Annotated in this window: 23 protein-coding genes and 1 pseudogene; 11 read left to right on the plus strand and 13 right to left on the minus strand. The window is 39.7% G+C overall.

All coding sequences use genetic code 11. The features are described 5' to 3' along the window. Positions 1 to 16: 16 nt before the first annotated feature. Together lysA and H4J65_RS05575 are read right to left on the minus strand one after the other, a co-directional pair. Positions 17 to 1267, minus strand: a complete 1251-nt coding sequence (lysA, locus tag H4J65_RS05570) for a diaminopimelate decarboxylase (protein WP_182137166.1) — start codon at positions 1265 to 1267, stop codon at positions 17 to 19. An 11-nt stretch (positions 1268 to 1278) separates the two neighbouring features. Continuing rightward, positions 1279 to 1449 (minus strand): LPS translocon maturation chaperone LptM, encoded by a 171-nt coding sequence (locus H4J65_RS05575; RefSeq protein ID WP_182137167.1) that lies wholly within the window; start codon positions 1447 to 1449, stop codon positions 1279 to 1281. 110 nt (positions 1450 to 1559) lie between these two features. On the opposite strand from H4J65_RS05575, the gene cyaY reads away from it, so the two are divergent. From cyaY to H4J65_RS05600, 5 genes are all read left to right on the plus strand, one after another. After that, entirely contained in the window at positions 1560 to 1880 is a 321-nt protein-coding gene (cyaY, locus tag H4J65_RS05580) for an iron donor protein CyaY (protein WP_182137168.1), read from the plus strand. 21 nt (positions 1881 to 1901) lie between these two features. Then, positions 1902 to 2834 carry a hydroxymethylbilane synthase gene (gene hemC / locus H4J65_RS05585; protein WP_182137169.1) on the plus strand — a complete coding sequence of 311 codons (933 nt, stop codon included), beginning with the start codon at positions 1902 to 1904 and terminating at the stop codon, positions 2832 to 2834. Then, positions 2821 to 3579: a uroporphyrinogen-III synthase gene (locus H4J65_RS05590; RefSeq protein WP_182196489.1), complete on the plus strand. Its 759-nt coding sequence runs from the start codon at positions 2821 to 2823 to the stop codon at positions 3577 to 3579. The genes hemC and H4J65_RS05590 overlap by 14 nt, the downstream gene beginning before the upstream one ends. A 67-nt stretch (positions 3580 to 3646) precedes the next feature. After that, the gene (locus tag H4J65_RS05595) at positions 3647 to 5131 is read left to right on the plus strand and encodes a uroporphyrinogen-III C-methyltransferase (protein ID WP_182196493.1); all 1485 of its coding nucleotides are present in this window, start codon (positions 3647 to 3649) and stop codon (positions 5129 to 5131) included. After that, on the plus strand, positions 5131 to 6321 hold the full coding sequence (locus tag H4J65_RS05600; RefSeq protein ID WP_182196497.1) for a heme biosynthesis HemY N-terminal domain-containing protein: 1191 nt from the start codon (positions 5131 to 5133) through the stop codon (positions 6319 to 6321). The genes H4J65_RS05595 and H4J65_RS05600 overlap by 1 nt, the downstream gene beginning before the upstream one ends. 87 nt (positions 6322 to 6408) lie before the next feature. Here H4J65_RS05600 and arfA read toward each other — a convergent pair whose 3' ends face one another. Next, positions 6409 to 6612: an alternative ribosome rescue factor ArfA gene (arfA, locus tag H4J65_RS05605; protein WP_182137173.1), complete on the minus strand. Its 204-nt coding sequence runs from the start codon at positions 6610 to 6612 to the stop codon at positions 6409 to 6411. A gap of 142 nt (positions 6613 to 6754) precedes the next feature. Here arfA and H4J65_RS05610 point away from each other — a divergent pair, with 142 nt between their 5' ends. The 4 genes from H4J65_RS05610 to H4J65_RS05625 all read left to right on the plus strand — a co-directional run bounded on the left by H4J65_RS05610 (position 6755) and on the right by H4J65_RS05625 (position 9189). Then, positions 6755 to 7432, plus strand: a complete 678-nt coding sequence (locus H4J65_RS05610) for a DUF2982 domain-containing protein (RefSeq protein WP_182196500.1) — start codon at positions 6755 to 6757, stop codon at positions 7430 to 7432. A 140-nt stretch (positions 7433 to 7572) separates the two neighbouring features. Beyond that, positions 7573 to 7782 carry a PEP-CTERM sorting domain-containing protein gene (locus tag H4J65_RS05615; RefSeq protein ID WP_182196504.1) on the plus strand — a complete coding sequence of 70 codons (210 nt, stop codon included), beginning with the start codon at positions 7573 to 7575 and terminating at the stop codon, positions 7780 to 7782. After that, on the plus strand, positions 7775 to 8614 hold the full coding sequence (locus tag H4J65_RS05620) for a hypothetical protein (RefSeq protein ID WP_182196507.1): 840 nt from the start codon (positions 7775 to 7777) through the stop codon (positions 8612 to 8614). The genes H4J65_RS05615 and H4J65_RS05620 overlap by 8 nt, the downstream gene beginning before the upstream one ends. A 56-nt stretch (positions 8615 to 8670) precedes the next feature. After that, on the plus strand, positions 8671 to 9189 hold the full coding sequence (locus H4J65_RS05625; RefSeq protein WP_182196511.1) for a hypothetical protein: 519 nt from the start codon (positions 8671 to 8673) through the stop codon (positions 9187 to 9189). Here the strand turns inward: H4J65_RS05625 and fre are convergent. The 3 genes from fre to trxA form a co-directional block, all read right to left on the minus strand. Next, positions 9148 to 9843, minus strand: a complete 696-nt coding sequence (gene fre / locus H4J65_RS05630) for an NAD(P)H-flavin reductase (RefSeq protein WP_182196514.1) — start codon at positions 9841 to 9843, stop codon at positions 9148 to 9150. The genes H4J65_RS05625 and fre overlap by 42 nt on opposite strands. A gap of 627 nt (positions 9844 to 10470) precedes the next feature. Beyond that, complete coding sequence (gene rho, locus H4J65_RS05635; RefSeq protein ID WP_182137176.1) at positions 10471 to 11730, minus strand: transcription termination factor Rho; 1260 nt, start codon at positions 11728 to 11730, stop codon at positions 10471 to 10473. 187 nt (positions 11731 to 11917) lie between these two features. After that, positions 11918 to 12244 carry a thioredoxin TrxA gene (gene trxA, locus H4J65_RS05640; RefSeq protein WP_126670492.1) on the minus strand — a complete coding sequence of 109 codons (327 nt, stop codon included), beginning with the start codon at positions 12242 to 12244 and terminating at the stop codon, positions 11918 to 11920. A 187-nt stretch (positions 12245 to 12431) separates the two neighbouring features. Between trxA and rhlB the strand changes: the two genes are divergently transcribed. Continuing rightward, positions 12432 to 13697, plus strand: coding sequence for an ATP-dependent RNA helicase RhlB (gene rhlB / locus H4J65_RS05645; RefSeq protein ID WP_182137177.1), 1266 nt, complete (start codon positions 12432 to 12434; stop codon positions 13695 to 13697). Between the two features lie 3 nt (positions 13698 to 13700). Beyond that, the gene (locus H4J65_RS05650; protein ID WP_259367540.1) at positions 13701 to 15239 is read left to right on the plus strand and encodes a guanosine-5'-triphosphate,3'-diphosphate pyrophosphatase; all 1539 of its coding nucleotides are present in this window, start codon (positions 13701 to 13703) and stop codon (positions 15237 to 15239) included. A 152-nt stretch (positions 15240 to 15391) separates the two neighbouring features. Here H4J65_RS05650 and hemB read toward each other — a convergent pair whose 3' ends face one another. The 7 genes and pseudogenes from hemB to tatA form a co-directional block, all read right to left on the minus strand. Continuing rightward, complete coding sequence (gene hemB, locus H4J65_RS05655) at positions 15392 to 16408, minus strand: porphobilinogen synthase (protein ID WP_182137178.1); 1017 nt, start codon at positions 16406 to 16408, stop codon at positions 15392 to 15394. A 198-nt stretch (positions 16409 to 16606) separates the two neighbouring features. Then, positions 16607 to 16897, minus strand: a pseudogene (locus tag H4J65_RS05660) (GGDEF domain-containing protein); the annotation flags it as partial. Between the two features lie 18 nt (positions 16898 to 16915). Next, positions 16916 to 17710 carry a TatD family hydrolase gene (locus tag H4J65_RS05665; protein WP_182196547.1) on the minus strand — a complete coding sequence of 265 codons (795 nt, stop codon included), beginning with the start codon at positions 17708 to 17710 and terminating at the stop codon, positions 16916 to 16918. A gap of 15 nt (positions 17711 to 17725) precedes the next feature. Beyond that, on the minus strand, positions 17726 to 18241 hold the full coding sequence (locus H4J65_RS05670; RefSeq protein WP_182137181.1) for a hypothetical protein: 516 nt from the start codon (positions 18239 to 18241) through the stop codon (positions 17726 to 17728). Next, positions 18241 to 18996 (minus strand): twin-arginine translocase subunit TatC, encoded by a 756-nt coding sequence (gene tatC, locus H4J65_RS05675; RefSeq protein ID WP_182137182.1) that lies wholly within the window; start codon positions 18994 to 18996, stop codon positions 18241 to 18243. The genes H4J65_RS05670 and tatC overlap by 1 nt, the downstream gene beginning before the upstream one ends. Next, on the minus strand, positions 18993 to 19361 hold the full coding sequence (gene tatB, locus H4J65_RS05680; protein WP_182137183.1) for a Sec-independent protein translocase protein TatB: 369 nt from the start codon (positions 19359 to 19361) through the stop codon (positions 18993 to 18995). The genes tatC and tatB overlap by 4 nt, the downstream gene beginning before the upstream one ends. Next, on the minus strand, positions 19361 to 19609 hold the full coding sequence (tatA, locus tag H4J65_RS05685; RefSeq protein WP_182137184.1) for a Sec-independent protein translocase subunit TatA: 249 nt from the start codon (positions 19607 to 19609) through the stop codon (positions 19361 to 19363). The genes tatB and tatA overlap by 1 nt, the downstream gene beginning before the upstream one ends. Between the last annotated feature and the right edge of the window lie 48 nt (positions 19610 to 19657).

The raw sequence follows: 19657 nt of genomic DNA on the forward strand, positions 1-19657 counted from the left end.
TACATCCAATCTCACACTATAAAGGTAGTAAGCTTTCACCTAGCCACAATTGGCTTAAGGTTTCGCGTTTTCTGACTAAATAACTTGCGCTGTCGTCCACCATCACTTCAGCAGCACGTGGCCGACTGTTGTAATTTGAACTCATGGTAAAACCATAGGCACCGGCACTGCGTATGGCGAGTAAGTCGCCAGCACTTATTGCCAGCGCTCGATCCTTACCCAGAAAATCACCGGTTTCACATATTGGGCCAACCACATCGTATTGCGCACTGGTCACATCATCACGTTGTTCAACCGGAATAATCGCCTGCCATGCTTGATATAATGCCGGTCTGATCAAATCATTCATTGCGGCATCAACAATCGCAAAATTACGCTCTTCACTGACTTTGATATATTCTACTTCGGTCACTAAAATACCGGCATTGGCCATGATGGCTCGGCCCGGTTCATAAATAAGGGTGAGATCACGACCCGTTAACTTTTGTGCAATCGCTTGGGCATATTCTTTAGGGTGAGGCGGCTGCTCGTCGTCGTAACAAACACCTAAACCACCACCGACATCGATATGCGATAATGTAATACCTTGTTCGGCTAAGGTGTCAACTAACTTTAATACTCGATCGAGTGCGTCTAAAAATGGGGCAATTTCGGTCAGCTGTGAACCAATATGGCAATCAACCCCTTGAATATTAATATGAGACAAGGTGGCGGCGTATTGATACAACTTAGGCGCTTGCTCAATACTAATACCAAACTTATTCTCTTTTAAACCCGTTGAAATATAAGGGTGTGTGCCAGCATCAACATCAGGATTAACCCGTAATGAAATGGGCGCCATTTTGTTTAACCCTAGCGCAACAGCTTGGATACGGTCTAATTCTGCCGCTGATTCAACATTAAAACAGTAAATACCTAAATTTAGCGCGTAAGTTATTTCTTCTGAGGTTTTACCAACACCTGAAAATACAACCTTTTTTGCATCGCCACCTGCTTCAATCACCCGCATCAATTCGCCTTTTGAGACGATATCAAAGCCTGATCCTAACCGCGCCATGACATTTAGCACCGCAAGATTACTATTAGCTTTAACGGCATAACAAACCAGATGTGGGCGCTCTCCAGCCGCTTGGTCAAAAGCATGCCAATGGCGCTCAATAGTCGCTCGAGAATAGATATAAAGTGGTGTTCCGTATTGCTTTGCTAACTCAGCAACCGAACAGTGCTCAGCGTATAATGAATGTTCTTTACGATTAAAAAAGTCCAATGCCGTTATTCCTATGGTTCTAAATTGCTTTTATCACTGCTTTTATCAGTTTCTGGGCTTGTTTTTGGTAAGTTCTCTTGCTGTTGCTCAGGAGTTTGATATAAAGGGCCTTTAATGCCGCAGCCTGTTATGGTGACTAAACTAAGCAAACAAAAGAAAGTAATTGTAATTTCTTTACGCATAATTGATTTATTCGATTTTTTTCCCATGATAGACGTTTTATAATGCCATGACCAACAAATACCAAGCAAAGATTAAACAATCTTAAGGCGCAGGTAAAAAGGAACAGTTAATGAATGATAGTCAGTACAACTTAGCCGCTGAGAACATCTTACTAGCGATAGAAGAAGCCATCGAAAATTGTGGTTGTGATATCGATTATGAAGGTGTTGGCGGGATGTTAACCCTCACCTTTAAAAATGCCAGTAAAATCATCATCAACAAACAAGCACCCTTACATGAAATTTGGGTAGCAACGAAATTTAATGGCCACCATTTTCACTTTGAAAATGATCAGTGGTTTGATAAGCGTGGCGGCGGAGAGCTATGGCAGTTTCTGTCTACTGCAGTCAGCAAACAAGCAGAAGAAACTATTGTCATTGCTGAACAATAAATATTGAATAAGGTAACTGAAATGACCCAAAAAACCGTACGTATTGCAACGCGTAAAAGCGCGCTGGCGTTATGGCAAGCAGAATATGTTAAGGCAAAACTTGAGCATTTTCATCCGGGTATCCAGGTTGAATTAGTGCCCATGACCACCAAAGGTGACATTATTCTTGATACGCCACTCGCCAAGGTTGGCGGAAAAGGCTTATTTGTTAAAGAACTTGAAGTGGCCATATTAGAAGATCGTGCTGATATTGCCGTGCATTCAATGAAAGATGTACCGGTTGAGTTTCCAGAAGGCTTAGGGTTAGATATTATTTGTCCGCGCGAAGACCCGCGAGACGCTTTTGTTTCTAACACTATTGATAGCTTGGCTGATTTACCCCAAGGTGCGATTGTTGGTACCTCAAGTTTACGTCGTCAATGTCAAATTAAAGCCCTGCGGCCCGACTTAACTATTCGCGACCTACGTGGTAACGTCAATACTCGGCTTAAAAAGCTCGACAATGGTGAATATGACGCCATTATTTTAGCTGCAGCTGGGCTTATTCGTTTGGAAATGCCAGAACGTATTCGAGAATATATTGCGCCAGAGGTAATGTTACCGGCGAATGGCCAAGGTGCAGTGGGTATCGAATGTCGCATTGACGATGTCACCATTAAAGCACTGTTAGCGCCACTAAGCTGTGAAGAAACTCGTCTTCGCGTATTGGCAGAACGTGCGATGAATCGCGCGCTTGAAGGCGGTTGTCAGGTACCCATTGGCAGTTATGCCGTACTTAATAATCAAGAGATATATTTACGCGGTTTAGTTGGCTCGGTTGATGGCAGTGAAATATTAACCAGTGAAATTCGTGGCCACATTAACCAAGCTGCGCAATTAGGTAACCAGCTAGCTGAGCAATTATTGGCTAAAGGTGCTGGCAAAATTCTTCGTCAGGTGTATGACCAAGCATAAGCTTAAAATATTAATCACGCGCCCTGAAAAAGCTGGGCGCGATCTACAAGATTGCCTGCAACAACAGGGTTATCAAAGCTATTGTCAGCCGTGCTTTGATTATCAAGACGGTGCCAGCCTTGAGCAATTACAAGTATTACAAAGTCAATTGACGCGTCCACTGGTCATATTTATTAGCGTCGCAGCAGTAGAGTTTGCTAATAAACTGATGCCAATATCCTTATGGTCGACCAAAGAGGTTATTGCGGTTGGGGCCGCTACTGAGCAAGCATTAAAAACCTTAGGCATCAGCGCCTTAGTCCCTGCAAAACATGATAGCGAGGGGCTGTTGGTGTTGCAGCCATTACAAAACGTACAGGCAAAAGACGTACTCATTGTCCGTGGCGATGGTGGCCGAGAACTTATTGCAGAAGATTTGCGACAGCGTGGCGCCTCGGTACATTATTTTGAAAGTTATCGGCGTGTTTGGCGAAATTGCTCGCCAGAAGTTATCAAAACATGGCATCAACAGCAGATAAATTGTATCTTAATCACTAGTAACGCTTTGCTAGAATTCATAGTAAACTTAATTGATAACTCAGACAATTACTGGCAAGAGCAATGTTTGTGGATTGTGGCAAGTAATAGAATTGCGCTCAAAGCCAAAGCAATGGGTATTAGCCGAATAATAAATGCCAATGGTGCCAATACCACTGCTATTATTAATGCGCTAGCCTATGAGCAGAAATTAAGTTATATCAAGTAGTATAAACAGCATATTAGCCTAATATATTTAATGTGCGTAGCGCCAACATGTAAGATGGGATCAGTTCATGAGCGATAAAAAACCACCCGAGCAAACCAAAGCCGATAATAATACTTCAGCGGTTGACAACCAGGTTGAACATCAAGCCGACTTATCTGCGTCTTCGAATAAACCGGCAACGGCTGATAATCCAGAAAAATCTCCAGATAAAGCTGATGATATAACTGAAGCTAAAACAAAGGCCACTGCTGCACAAAGCAGCAGGGAGACTCAGCCATCATCAAATAAAAACCATGATAAGAGCACTGCATCTGTGAAAAATACCGCATCTAGCACATCAAGTAAGTCGACAACTGCCGGTACGGCAACGCTGGCAGAAAAAAGCACAGCAAGCCATGCTAAGCAAAGTACGCAGAAAACTTCAAAAACGGCAGTGGTAGCATTAATTATTGCATTATTGGCTATTGCCGCCAGTGCGGGTCACTATTATTGGAGTGAACAACAAAAAGCTCAATATAGCTTGCAACTTAATGAGCTTGTAAAACGCCAATTAGTCGAAAATCAGCAGCAAATTACCCAACAACTGTTAGAAAACAAACAGCGTATTGCTCAGCAATTCTCACAAAGTAAACAAGCAAGTACTGCTGAGCTAAACGCGCTGCGTAAAAACCTTGAACAAGGTGATAATCTGACAAAAAATCACAGTGAAACGCTGGCACAATTACAGCAGCAAGTGGCAAGTTTAGGTAACAATCAACCTAGTGATTGGTTGTTACAAGAAGCGGAATACCTTATTCGAGTAGCGTCAAGAAGCTTGTGGTTAGAAAAAGAAACCAGTGCCGCTATTAGTTTACTTAATGACGCCGACTTACGTATTAAACAATTAAATGACCCCCAGTTTTTCGCCTTGCGTCAAATTATTCAGCAGGATATCGCCAAACTAGCATTACTACCGACACTAACCACAGATAACGCTATTTTAAAACTGATGACACTGGCTCAACAAACTCAGCAATTAGCGTTAATAAAGACTCATACTTCAGCAAATAATGACCCAGAAATCGATGATGAATTAAGCGAAAATGCGAGTGATTGGCGGGAAAATCTGGCTAAAACATGGCACAGTATCACGGCTAAATTTCTTACTATTAGTAAAAAATCAGCAGATTCTAAGCCATTAATGTCTCCCGAGTTTACACAAAACTTACGTGAAAATTTAAACTTGAAGTTACAAACTGCCATATGGGCGGCCAGTAAAATGAATCAAGAAATTTATCAACAAGCGCTAATTGAAATTAATCATTGGCTCAAAGATTATTTTGATATGAGCGATATTGGTAACCAGAATTTCTCAAATACTATTCTAAAGTTGCAAAACGAAGTTATTAGCGCTGAATACCCGAATAGATTAGATTCTCTAGCAGCCGTTAGACAGTTATTATCTACTAAAAAGCAGCTTGTGATACCTTCGAAAGCAAAGCCTAGTGCGGCTGAAGTATCAATAGAAACCGTCACTGAGCCGGTTGCTGTTGATCAGCAAGAGGGCGCGTAATGCTAAAAATAATTATACTGATCGTTTTCATCATCGCATTAGTCGCGGTTGCTCCAACACTTATTAGTGACCCTGGTTATATGCAAATATCCTTTGGTGGAACTGTAATAGAATCGACTGTGGTTGCTGGCGTTATCATGCTAACGCTGATTTTTATTACCTTACTGCTTAGCCTTAAATTCTTCCGTGGCGGGCTAAATTTTAGCTTCGCCGCTTGGAATAAAATTGCTTTTGCTAGTCGTCGACGTGCGCTTAAAGATTTTAACCAAGGCATTGCAGCCTATGTGTTAGGTGACTATAAACAAGCAGAGCACTTATTAGCTAAATCATCAGCTAAGGCATCATCTTTTGAGCAAATCGCTTACCTTGTTGCCGCAGATGCTGCGCAAAAACAAGCGTTAAAACCAAACACCGACCACTATTTATCCTTGCTAGAACAAACCACTAGCAGCTTAAAAGACCCAGGGTTAGAAGTGGTATTAATTAAAATTAAATTACTGATCGGTCAGCATAATTATCCACAAGCACGTACTGTGATCGATCAATACCATAAGCATATCGGGCATGACGCAAGGCTGTTATCGTTAGAAATAGAGTTAAGCTTAATTGAACAGCGTTTTGACTATGTTATTAAGCAGTTAAACACAGCGGAAAAACAAAAGTCGATTAGTACAAAAACTATCACGCAATGGCAACAGCAAGCTTTTTACGGCGCTTTTAATAGCCAAATTAAACAACATGATAATAATGCTTTGATGGATTATTATCAGCAACTGCCGAAGAAAGTGAAGCAATCAGAAACAGTCGTGCTTGCTTATTGTCAGGTCTTAGCAGAAAACCAAGTTAATGCACCTTTAGCCAAATTATTATTACCAATAATAAAGAAAGGGGCGGCAATTAACCTGTTAAAAGCGGTCAGAACATTACCTATTACCCAAGCTGATGAGTTAATGGCGGCGGCACAGAAACACTTACACAGTGCGCCACAAAATGCTCTTTGGTTGTCATTGGTTGCCCACTTTGCCAAGGTTTCACAGCAATGGCTGTTAGCAGAAAAGGCATTTAATAGCTTAGTTAACTTGGAAGAGAAGCATTATGATAAAGTCGATTTACTGGCTTTCTCACAAGTTCTTGAACACCAAGGCCAACTTGAAAAGGCGAATCAAGTCCTGAGAAAAATTCACGCATAATCACTCGCGCCTAACACACACTGATCAGCAGTAGGTAAATGTATAAAGCTTAAAAGCCCTATTTAATAATGGTTACAACCTAAGGGCTTAAACCGCTATTAAATAGGACTCTTGTCCTTTATGTTTTTGTGTTCTTTGATAAGCACCCTTACCTTTTTTAGCGGTAACTATTTGCTGTTTATACAATCTTGACGTAACAACAGCGGCTAAAAAATTATCTTTAATAACCCCACGGCCTAATTCACAACCACCTTGATTTTCTTGGTGTTTTTTTACTTTAGTCTTTGTCATATTCGTTTACCTTTTACTTGGTTTATTAAGTTAAATTACTACAAAATTATTGCTTCGCAGCCAAAACGCGCAGAGTATATACGAATCAAAAAATTATGCACAAATTTTAAACAAGATTAATTAATTACCATCATAAAAATTTATGAAAAATAATAATGTAATAAAAATTAAAGCCGTCGCCCGTCATCATGGTTTATTTATCACCTTAACTGGGTTTATAGCTTTACTTATTATGGCTTGGCTATGCAGCTATTATTGGCAGCAAGCCCGCTTTCCTTTGATGTTTATGGTCCTCGCTTGCTTAGTGACGATATTTATCGGTTTACTAAAGTTAGCTGAACCAGCACACAGCTTGATCCTGACAGCTGAAACCTTAACTTTTCATCATCGTCATGGTCGTTGGCAACTTAATTGGCAACAGATCCGCAACATACATTGCGTGACCAATACGGTCGGCCTCAGCCGTGAAGAATTAAATTACGTTGGCATAAAACTAAGTTCGATAGATAGCCTAGCAGACAATATTTCTCTGCGTTTAGCCAACCGGATGATCCACGAACAAAAGCCCCTAATTCACTATTGTATTAAGCATCAATTACTAACTTTTGAGCAAGGTATTTTAAATTTTGAACCTTACATTTTAAAAGATGGTAGCATAATTAAAGGGCCATTAGCCGCTTTTTTGCATCATAGTGAGATATTGCATCATGCACTTGGCGCGCACCTATTTATTGCCGCAAGCAATTTAAATGGCTCAATTGACGACTTTGTATTTTTGGCAAATACATACTTAGCTAATGCGAAAGAAGCCTATAGTTAATATCAGCGTTGTTTCAGTTCCAACTGGCTGGGACTCTATTGTATTTCAACCAGATCTGTTTGTTCCTACGATGGACTCGTTGATTGCTCGCCCTAAGTGATTTACTTATGCCTTAAGACACCTTATCTGGGTTAAGTGTCATGTTTGAATGGCTAGGAAGTACCACAAGAGCAGACGCTATTAAGTTTGAAATTATTGATGTGGCGACTTTTGAAGTACTCCATTCTGGAAATATCACACTTGGTATAACTGCTGTACCAGAGCCATCAACAATTGTGCTGTTTCTTTTTAGCTTGTTGCTAATAACAAGATCTAAAATCACTCAAATAAAGGGGAAGCAACATGTTTAAAAACATCAGATTGACGGTGTTTTTTGCCGCAATAATGGTAAGTATGTTAGCGATTTCCATGCCAATTGACACCATTGAAGTGGTAAAAGTAGAACGGGTAGCGAAAACAAGGGTAACTAGAACAATATTTGAGTTGGAATATAAAGTGATAATTAAAAATAATGGTCAGGCACTTACTGACGTAGAAGGCATTTATTCTAGCGCGGCAGCAGCAACCACAATATCAGACGCTCAACTTATTATCGGTGACATAGGTGCCAATGAAACACTCACACCATTAGATACAGCGAAATTCCAGCATGATAGAAGAAGCCCTTTTAATCCAGACGATTTGTCATGGAGTTTTACAGGAGAGATCACTAATCTTAATCTACCACCAGATCCAGGCGCTGCAGGAAAAATATCGATTGCCGGCATAGATTCTGATAATGACGGTATAAGAGATGATATCCAACGTTTTATTTTTCTCAACTACTTAAATGCAGAAATAACACAAAACGCGTTAATTGATGTCGCAATAATTTTGCAAAATAGCCTGACTTCTACAACCAAAAACCAAGCAATACAAACTGCTGAGTTACTCGATAGAGCTACAGAATGCCTGATTTATGCCACTAGCATGCGTGTGGGTGAGAACCAAATCAGTCTCGAAACCATAGAAGATGCTCAAGACATTCACAATGCATTACTGTCTCAAGTGGTTAATACAGAAGACAGATTAAACGCCTACTTAAATCATCAAGAATTTTTAGGTGGAGAAACATTTTCATCAGCAGCAATGACACAAGAATCGCTAAAAGAATCTTGTACGTTCAATGTTAATCAAGGATGATCATGATGAAAAAGGTTATATGATTACTAACACTTATGACAAGTGGGCTAGTGTTATTGTCCGCAACTGCTCAAGCGCAAGAAACTAACACTTGTCGTGTTGGTGGCACTGTTATTGTATTTGGTAATGGCATTAATACGAGTAAACCTGATGCAAAGTTCGCGCTTGCTATGCTTGAAACCAAAATAAGATTATCAGATATCCTCACCGATGAAGAAGTAAATAGCGAATACATTTTTGACTTGTCTTATAACCCCACCGATGGTTTTTCGGGTGACTTATGGGAGTCAACGAAACAAGATCTTGCCGGCGACGTAAGTCAGTTTTTACGATACCTTTCAGGTCTTGATATTATGCCGGCCTGGTTCGCACAAAAGTATGCTGATAGCGCGGCAGATCTAGACGACATATTGCCTATTAACACACCCGCGGCAAAAGCCCACGCTGATAAATACAAAGACTATATTCAACAAGGTAGGCGGGTTATCCCGATTGTACACTCACAAGGCAACTTTTATTTAATGAAATTGTTATTAAATAAAAGCAAAGGCATCAGCATACATATGTTCAATTAATGCACCTTGTTTAACAAAGTCTTCACGCACGGCAGCGACCATTTCAAAACGGCCAGCTAAGTAAATGTCATAATCGACTAAGTTGTTAACTTCTGCCATCACCACTTTATGTACCATGCCTGTACGACCTTGCCAATCATCATTAGGCGCTTCAATTACAGGGGTAAATTTACCATTGGGTAACTTATTAATGATGGCCGCTGTTTGCTCTAGCTCATAACACGCACTTGGGTCACGTAAGCCCCAGTAAACGATAACTTCACGTTCAGAATGCTGTAATGCTAAATATTCAAACATAGATTTTATGTATGAGAATCCTGTACCACCGGCAATAAGTAATAATGGGCGTGTACTTTCTTCGCGTAATTGCGCATTACCTAACGGCATTTCGATGGTAACTTCAGTGTTGGCTTTAATGTGCTCAATAACTTGCATTGGATAACTGTCTGAGCCAAAAGCACCAATTTGTAATTCAATTAATTGTGCACCTGGGGCACTAGCAATTGAAAAAGGGCGTTTATCATCGTCACTCATTACAAAATTTAAATATTGTCCGGCAGAAAAATCAACAGGCTGACTTGGCTTTAAAAGCGCCTTATAAACATGCTCTGTTAATGGTGTTAACGACGCTACCTGACATGTAATCACTTTCATTTATTTTGTACCTTATTACTGCCTGCTGGTTATTTTGCTACAGTATTATTAGTGTATGAGTTACAGCAATTAGACGAACTAAATACTGTTTTTAAATGGTCTGACTAAGAGATTTTAATTCTGCTAATTTCTCTAATGGATTGATGAAATCTTTTAAACTACTCTATTAGAATTGAACCAAAAATTTGTCGGTATTATAACGGTTGAAAGATAAAATCCCTAATTGATAGTAATATGATGTAAATTATTTTTTGACTCTGATCGTTATTGCAATACTAAAGCTGCTTTATACCCGCTCGATTGATGCTGAGATGTTCGTTCCTAGCGACCTCGGTAATGACTCCCATACAACTCGACTAATTTACAGCCATCTAAGAACATCACTTCTCGACATGAATAAATCCTCATACTTGGAGGTAGAATCACAAAAGAAACAAAGCAGGAGCATATTATTGAGCAATAGCGTGCAAGCGTGATTGAAAGGAAAACGGATATCAAATTTTTAGGCCAGCTTAGCTGCAGCCATTATTTTTTCAATTACTTTTCAATTGTATAAGCAGGTGATTTTATTGCTGATATAAAAATGCCAGCAAATGCTGGCATTTTTAAGCAATATTTATCTTGGTATTACTGGCGTTTCATCGAATCAAAAAACTCATTATTAGTTTTTGTCATCGCCAGTTTATCAATCATGAATTCCATCGCGTCAATTTCACCCATTTCATGGACGATTTTACGTAATATCCACATTTTTTGTAATTCATCAGGCTTAGTTAATAGCTCTTCGCGACGTGTGCCACTGCGGTTGAAATGAATGGCTGGGAAAACACGTTTTTCCGCAATTTTGCGTGATAAGTGTAGTTCCATATTACCTGTGCCTTTAAACTCTTCGTAGATAACTTCATCCATTTTAGAGCCAGTATCAACAAGGGCTGTTGCTATGATGGTTAAGCTACCACCTTCTTCAATATTACGCGCTGCACCGAAAAAGCGTTTTGGACGATGTAAGGCATTAGCATCAACACCACCGGTTAATATTTTACCTGATGATGGAATGACCGTATTGTACGCACGTGCTAGTCGAGTAATTGAATCTAGTAAAATAACTACATCTTTTTTATGTTCAACTAAACGTTTTGCCTTTTCAATAACCATTTCTGCTACTTGAACATGACGACTCGCTGGCTCATCAAAGGTAGAAGCAATAACTTCACCTTTAACTAAGCGCTGCATTTCTGTTACTTCTTCCGGGCGCTCATCAATAAGTAATACCATTAATTCAGCATCAGGATGATTATGGGCAATGCTTTGGGCAATATTTTGTAGTAATAAAGTTTTACCCGCTTTTGGTGGCGCAACGATCAAACCACGTTGTCCTTTACCAATCGGTGAAGCTAAATCTAACACACGTGCGGTAATATCTTCAGTCGAACCGTTACCGCGTTCCATCGTCATACGGTTGGTTGGGTGAATAGGTGTTAGGTTTTCAAAAAGAATTTTATTACGAGAATTTTCAGGTCGATCAAAGTTAACTTCATTAACTTTTAATAGTGCAAAATAACGTTCGCCATCTTTTGGTGGGCGAATTTTACCGTTAATAGTATCGCCGGTACGCATGCTAAATCGGCGTATTTGGCTTGGTGATACATAAATATCATCAGGGCCGGCTAAATAAGAAGAATCTGCTGAGCGCAAAAAGCCAAAGCCATCTTGTAGAATTTCTAAAACACCACTACCAAAAATATCTTCACCACTTTTAGCATGGGCTTTTAAAATGGCAAAAATAATGTCTTGCTTGCGATTACGAGCCAAATGCTCCAATTTCATTGATTCTGCGAGCTGAATTAGTTCGCTGATCGACTTTTCTTTAAGTTCATTAAGATTCATAGTGGTGGGTTCTTAGACTATTTAGGTTGTTATGCTGCGCCGTTTGGCGATTTAGGATGTTTGAGTATGGTGTTGAGATGTTCTTTTGTTCGAAATCTAAATTTAGCATTAAAAAGCAAAGCCGTAAAGGATCACTTAGTTGATCTTTAGCTAAAAAACAAAAAGGCCCGATTATTCGGGCCTTTTTTTATAAATTCTTATCAATAAACTCTTTTAATTGAGTTTTTGATAACGCACCAACTTTAGTGTCAGCGACAACGCCATCTTTAAATAGTAACAGCGTAGGAATACCACGAATGCCATATTTAGGTGGAGTGTTAGAATTTTGATCAATGTTTAATTTACCGATAGTTAATTTACCAGCATATTCTTCAGCAACGTCATTTAACAACGGCGCGATCATTTTACATGGACCACACCATTCAGCCCAAAAATCAACTAGGACTAAACCAGATGCATTGATTACATCAGTATCGAAACTATCATCTGTTAACTGAACAATTTTATCGCTCATTTATATCTCCATTAAAGGTGGCCTATCGCCAATTGGTTAAGATTATACCTTCATCACCATTAATTACCAACATTGATATATAACAGTTATCGACATTTTATTTCAAAATCAACTAATGCTATCAATTTATTAAGGCTTTTATGTGAATCTAATTTTTATTAATAGCGTAACCTGTTAAGCTAGCGGTATGAAAAAAACACACTTAACAGAAATAAAGTTCTCCGAACTTAAGCTCGAGCCTACCGTGGTAAACGGCCTCGAATCAATGGGCTTTGAATATTGTACTGCAATTCAAGCAAAGTCTCTTCCTATACTCATGACGGGCAAAGATATTGCCGGTCAAGCGCAAACTGGTGAAGGTAAAACTATTGCCTTTTTAGCGGCAACATTTCATCATTTATTACAGAAAAAAGATGTTAGCCACAATCAACCGCGTGCCTTAATTATGGCGCCAACACGTGAGCTTGCAATTCAAATTCATCGCGATGCCATTGAAATGGCAAAAAGTACCGGGTTACGCCTTGGTATTGTATATGGTGGTGAAGGTTACGAAAGTCAACGCCAAGAACTTGAACAAGGTGTAGATATTTTAATCGGCACTTGTGGCCGCTTACTTGATTACTTAAAACAAGGTATTTATAACCTTAGTAATATCGAAGTTGTGGTACTTGATGAAGCGGATCGTATGTTCGATTTAGGCTTTATTAAAGACATTCGTTATATGTTTGGAAAAATGCCAACAGCGACTGAGCGTTTAAGCATGCTATTTTCTGCTACCTTATCTTTTCGGGTTAAAGAATTAGCTTTTGAACACATGAACGATCCTGACAGTGTTGAAGTAGAACCTGACCAGAAAACCAATGTTCGTATTTCTGAAGAGCTATTTTATCCTTCTAACGAAGATAAAATGTCTTTACTACAAACATTGATTGAAGAAGATTGGCCAGACAAAGCGATTATTTTTGCCAATACTAAACATGTTTGTGAAAAAATATATGCCCACCTTGAAGCGGATAATATTCGCGTTGGTATGCTTACCGGTGACGTTATTCAAAAGAAACGTCTGAAAATTTTAGAGCAGTTTACCGCGGGGCAACTTGATGTTTTAGTCGCTACCGATGTAGCAGCACGTGGTTTACATATTGAAGCCGTGACTCATGTATTTAATTACGACTTACCTGATGACTGTGAAGATTATGTACATCGTATTGGCCGTACAGGCCGAGCGGGTGCTACTGGCCATGCCATTAGTTTAGCATGCGAGCAATATGTTTTTAATTTACCCGCAATTGAAAGCTACATTGATCATTCATTACCTGTCAGTAAATATAATCATGATGCGCTATTGACCGACTTACCAAGACCTAAACCGCGCCCGCGTCGTCATAAGCCTCACAATGGTGGCCAAAATCGAAGCCGCAATCCAGGTACTAGGCCTCAAAGGAACAGCTAATTAATGACGACCACTTCAATGGAGACTTTATCACCTCTGTATGCCGTGGTCGATTTAGGCTCCAATAGCTTCCATATGTTGCTCACTCGACAACTTGCCGATAGTGTGCAGGTTGTTGACAAAGTAAAGCGTAAAGTGCGCCTTGCTGCTGGCCTGAGTGCAGAAAACATATTGTCTGAGCAAGCCATGGCAAAAGGCTTAGAATGTTTAAGTTTTTTTGCCGAGCGCCTGCAAGATATCCCCAAAGAAAATATTCGAATTGTTGCCACCGCCACCTTAAGGTTAGCGCATAATCGTGCTGATTTTATGGCCAAAGCTGAGAAGGTTTTGGGGCATAAAGTCACCTTGTTAAGTGGCATTGCTGAAGCTAAGCATATATACCTTGGCGTAGCTCATACCAGTTATAGCGCAGATAAACGCTTAGTTTTAGATATTGGCGGTGCTAGTACAGAGATTATTGTTGGCCGAGGCTTTAGGGTCAAACAAGCCCATAGCCTTAACTTGGGTTGCGTCACTTATAATCAACAATATTTTCCTGATGGTACGCTTACAGCTGAAAACTTCGCTCATGCAATATCCGCAGCTGAACAGACTATTGCCACGGTAAAAGCTAGTTTTTGTGCTATTGGTTGGCAATGCGTACTAGGGGGTTCAGGTACTATGCAAGCATTAGCTGAAATGTTGATTTATCAACATAAGCCCAGTGTGCTTTCATTGGACTTTCTTTATCAGGTTCAAAAACAATTACAAACCTTTGAGTATATCAAGGATATTAATTTACCTGGTTTATCAACAGAGAGAAGCCCTGTGATTGCCAGTGGCTTAGCTATTCTCATTGCCTTATTTCAACAATTTTCTATTCAACAATTAACACTCTCTAGTGGTGCCTTACGTGAAGGCTTATTATATGAAATGTTACCCAATAGCCACACCACTAATATTCGCCAGCGTACTATCCAGGCGTTAAGCCAACGTTTTCATATTGATCAACAACATGCCGATAGTGTTAAGCGGCAAATTCGCACGCTGTTTACTCAATTGAAAAGCACATGGCATTTACCTGAGGGTAATGCATTAGAGTTATTATTGGCCAGTGGGGACTTGCATGAAATAGGTTTATTGCTTGAATACAAATACCATCAACAGCACAGTGCCTATATTCTTACTCATGCAGACCTTGCGGGCTTTAGTCAGCCAGATCGGCAATTATTGGTGAGTTTGGTCACACTTTATAAAGGTGATATCAACCAAGTGCTTATTGAACAACAATCAGCGATAGACGCTGAAAGTGCGACAAAATTATTAATTATTCTTCGCTTAGCGGTCAAGTTGTGCCGTCGCCGCAAAGACGATAAATTACCAAACTACCACATAAGGCTCAATGAGAAAGCTTTGTTCTTGTCCTTACCCAAAGCTTGGCTCATGCAACACGCGCTAATTCATGATGAATTAAAGCAAGAAAATGACCATATTGCCCGCCTAGGTTATCGCTTGCACATTGACTGTGAAAATGAATTAAGTGTCTTGGCCACGCCAGACTGAAAAATCATCAAACTCGTATCCTTAACTCTTCTGATTATTATCGTCTGGAAGAAAAATCGCCCCTTGTTCCTGAGCATAAAAAAGTCGTGCTATATAGCACGACTATTAACTGACAGTAAATTCAGCACAGCTTTGAGTATTTCAACGGCTGTTTAGGCTTTTTGTTCTTCTTTTAACCAACGCGCTACTCGCTTAGCAAAATAGGTAAGAATGCCATCTGCTCCGGCTCGTTTAAAGGCCAACAAACCTTCCATTACACAAGGTTTTTCTGCTAACCAGCCATTTTGAATTGCGGCCATGTGCATCGCATATTCACCACTGACTTGATAAGCATAAGTCGGTACTTGAAAATTATCTTTTACTCGGCGCACAATATCTAAATATGGCATACCTGGTTTAACCATCACCATATCTGCCCCTTCATGAATATCTTGTGCGACTTCATGCAAGGCTTCATTACTATTGGCGGGATCCATTTGATAAGAAAATTTATTACCCCCTTTGATATTACCTGCAGAGCCTACCGCATCACGAAATGGACCATAGTAGCTAGAGGCGAATTTGGCAGAATAAGCCAATATTTTCGTATTAACAAAATGGTGCAGCTCTAACTCCTGACGAATGGCGCCGATACGACCATCCATCATATCTGAAGGAGCAACAACATCAGCACCCGCTTGTGCATGAGATAAGGCTTGTTTAACTAAAATATCCTTAGTCACCTCATTCAGAACATAACCGTTATCATCGATAATGCCATCTTGACCATGGGTAGTGAATGGGTCTAAGGCAACATCAGTTATTACACCTAAGCTTGGGAACTTTGCCTTCACTGCTCGCACGGTGCGTTGAGCCAAACCATCAATGTTATAAGCTTCTTCAGCCAACAATGACTTTTTATCAGCTGGGGTAACTGGAAAAATGGCAATCGCAGGTATGCCTAAAGCGACCAGTTCCTGACATTCTTCTAATAACAGATCGATACTCTTACGTTCGACACCCGGCATTGAGGCAATAGCTTCACACTGGTTTTCACCTTCTAAGACAAAAACAGGGTAAATCAGATCATTTACACTCAGTTGATGTTCTGACATTAAACGTCGTGAAAAGTCATCAGAGCGCATACGACGCATACGACGGGCGGGATATTGGCCAAAGACGTTGTTCATACTTATTTCCTATAATAATTTAATTTTACTTTTCTATACGTATAGCCACATCCAATGAATTAATGCACTGACAACTTTGCCTATAGCTTTTTAAACTGGCCCCTAGTGAGCTCACTAGCCATTAAATGGAGGCTAAAAATGCATGATAAAGAACTATACTTAACATGTTTTTCTTTTTATCAAATCGCTATTGAAGCACTAAGTTGACAGATTCATTATTTCAATGGGCATTACTTGTACTTGATCTCGACCCGCTTGCTTAGCTTTATAGAGGGCTTTATCTGCCTTATCAAAGATAATTTCAGGTGTCACACCTTGCTCTTGCTGATACGTTGTCAGACCACAACTGACGGTTAAATGAATAACATTTTCATGATTGAAAATATGTTGTTGGCGCGCACGTTGACAAATATCTTCTGCCAAAGCTAAAGCCCATTTTTCATCTGTTTCAGGCAGGATCAAGCAAAACTCTTCACCACCATAGCGACAAGCAACATCCGTACTGAATTACGCATTGCGAGTACTTAAATTGAAAACGCGTTCACTATTAAGGGTTGTTTGTTTGATAATTTCCTGTTCACTATAACCCATTAATTCGGCTAACACAGTGACAATATAAGGTAAGTAGCTAGGTTCATTACGGCTACTTTTGGGTTTTGGACGAATGTTTCTTGGCGTTAAATAAGGCGCATCTGTTTCGATCATTAGTCGATCTAGTGGAATAAAAGGCACAATATCGCGTAACTCTTGACCACGACGCTCATCGCAAAGCCAACCGGTAATGCCAATATACATGTCAGCATCTATACACTGCTGTAACTCTTTTTGATTGCCGGTAAAGCAATGGGAAACCATGGCGGGAATACGAGCAATATAAGGTTTTAAAATTTCAAACCAAGGTTCGAAGGCATCACGTTGATGTAAGAATAAGGGTAATTGAAGTTGCTCTGCTAACGCCACTTGCTGAGTAAAAACATTTTTCTGATTGACGGCACTTGAGAAATTACGATTAAAGTCTAGCCCGCACTCACCAATCGCTTTAACGCAGCTATTTTCAGCTAAATCAGCCAGTTGTTGTTGAAAATTTGTCTCAGCATGGTCTGCGTCGTGCGGATGAATACCGGCAGTACTATATAAGTAGTCTGGATAGTGTTGGCAAAGCTCAATCGCTTGCTTACTTGCAAAAATATTAGTGCCAGTAACCAGTAAGGCATTAATATTTTTTGCTTTAGCGCGGGTAATAACAGCAGAAAGATCTTTGTCAAACCGTGTGTTGGTTAAGTTGACACCAATATCAATCAAGGGACTATAAACTCGTTATTTCATGCGTTTAACACGAATCTTTCGATTGGAATCTGGGAGGTTTTTCTTCAAATAAACCGCACTCATAAAGCCTTTTTTAAGTAAGACACTATCGCCGACTTCAATTTTAAGAAAGTCATTATCAGTTTGCTGCCATTGTTGACCGTTGGTAAAGGTGAAGCGCCATTTATCGTAGTGATCTTTACTTAACTGCTCAACAATCAACACAACTTGTTGGTCTTCTTCAGCTACTTTGTATGTGGTTAAATGTTCTGCACCAAAGTCTGCTACTTTTGTCGACGTAGGAGCCATGGTAGTTTCATCTTTAACCTCGGGCGTATTTTTTACCATTTTAGCCTTCACATTGACGGCTGGCACAGCTTGCTCAGCTAAGTCATCAAAACAAACCAAACGCGCTAAACTGTCTTGAATTTTTAGACATTGGGCTAAGCTAACATTAAGTGTTTCTGCTTTTGTTGTTAATGATAACAAGGTCAAAATAGTAAGCGTTATAATAGAATTATTTTTCATTATTGTTCTTCCTTTGATGCTGTTTCTTCTTCTGTTCGATAATAAACAGAGGCGATAATAATACCTAACTCAAATAGCAATAGCATGGGTAATGCCAGCATGGTTTGAGAAATAATATCTGGTGGTGTTAACAACATACCAACGACAAATGCACCCACCACAATATAAGGGCGTTTAGTGCGTAAGCTAGCTGGAGTTGTTACGCCAGTCCAACACAGTAATATAATGGCAATAGGGATTTCAAATGCGGCACCAAAAGCAAAAAATAGTTTTAAAACAAAATCCAAGTAGCTGCTAATGTCTGTTGCAATGGTAACGCCATCGGGTGCTACCGAAGAAAAGAAGGCGAAAGCAACTGGAAACACCACATAGTAAGCAAACGCAATACCGCCATAAAACAATAAGGTACTACCTAGCATTAAGGGGGCCATTAAACGTTTTTCATGCTTATACAAACCAGGCGCAATAAACGACCACAATTGATATAAAATGTATGGCATGGCAAGAAATATCGATAAGACAATGGTGAGTTTAAATGGCGTAAAGAAGGGGGATGCTACATCAGTCGCGATCATTTGCGTACCCTCTGGCATAACGGCCAAAAGTGGCTTTGCGACATATTGGTAAATATCTTGGGCAAAGTAAATCAACGAACAGAAAATAACTAACACACCTAACACTGCATGCAATAATCGTGTTCTCAGTTCTAATAAGTGATCAAATAATGTGTGATTTTGTTTAGCGGCTGAACTCATTTACCCTGCTTTTCATTTTTATTATCATCGAGCTGTTCGACTTTTTCAGACGAGTCTGTTGTGTTTTCAGCTGTTTGATAAGGATTATTGACCATTGCTGCCGCTTCTTCTAGTGACTTCACTGACGCGGCAACTTCTGGTGATAAGTCTTTCATGCCAGCTTGTTCAGCTTTCTTTAAATTAGCATGCAGTTCATGAATACGTAGCTCTTCAGTGAGTTCATTTTTAACGCCCTCACTAAAATTACGCATGCTATTTATCCAGCTACGCACAGAACGAATTGCTACGGGTAATCGCTCGGGCCCTAGTACGACTAGGCCAATAATAGCAATTAATAGCAGTTCCCAAAAACCTATATCAAACATTAGACTTGGTCTTTCTCTTTTTCAGCCACAGTACTTTCTTTGGCTGTTTTATCACCTAAACTGTCGTTATTAGCTAAATCTTCTTGGCTAGCGTCTTCTTTTTTTGCTGTATCGTCAGTTACTGCACTTTTAAATCCTTTCACTGCTGATCCTAAATCAGTACCCAAATTACGTATTTTTTTTGTGCCAAACAACAATACGACAATGACCGCAATAATTAATAATTGCCAAATACTTATACCGCCCATAAAAAACTCCAATAATTTATTTGATTTCATTATAAAGTTTATAGAAAA

Source organism: Colwellia sp. MB02u-9, from assembly GCF_014077085.1.
In the GTDB taxonomy this organism is placed as follows: Bacteria; Pseudomonadota; Gammaproteobacteria; order Enterobacterales; family Alteromonadaceae; genus Cognaticolwellia.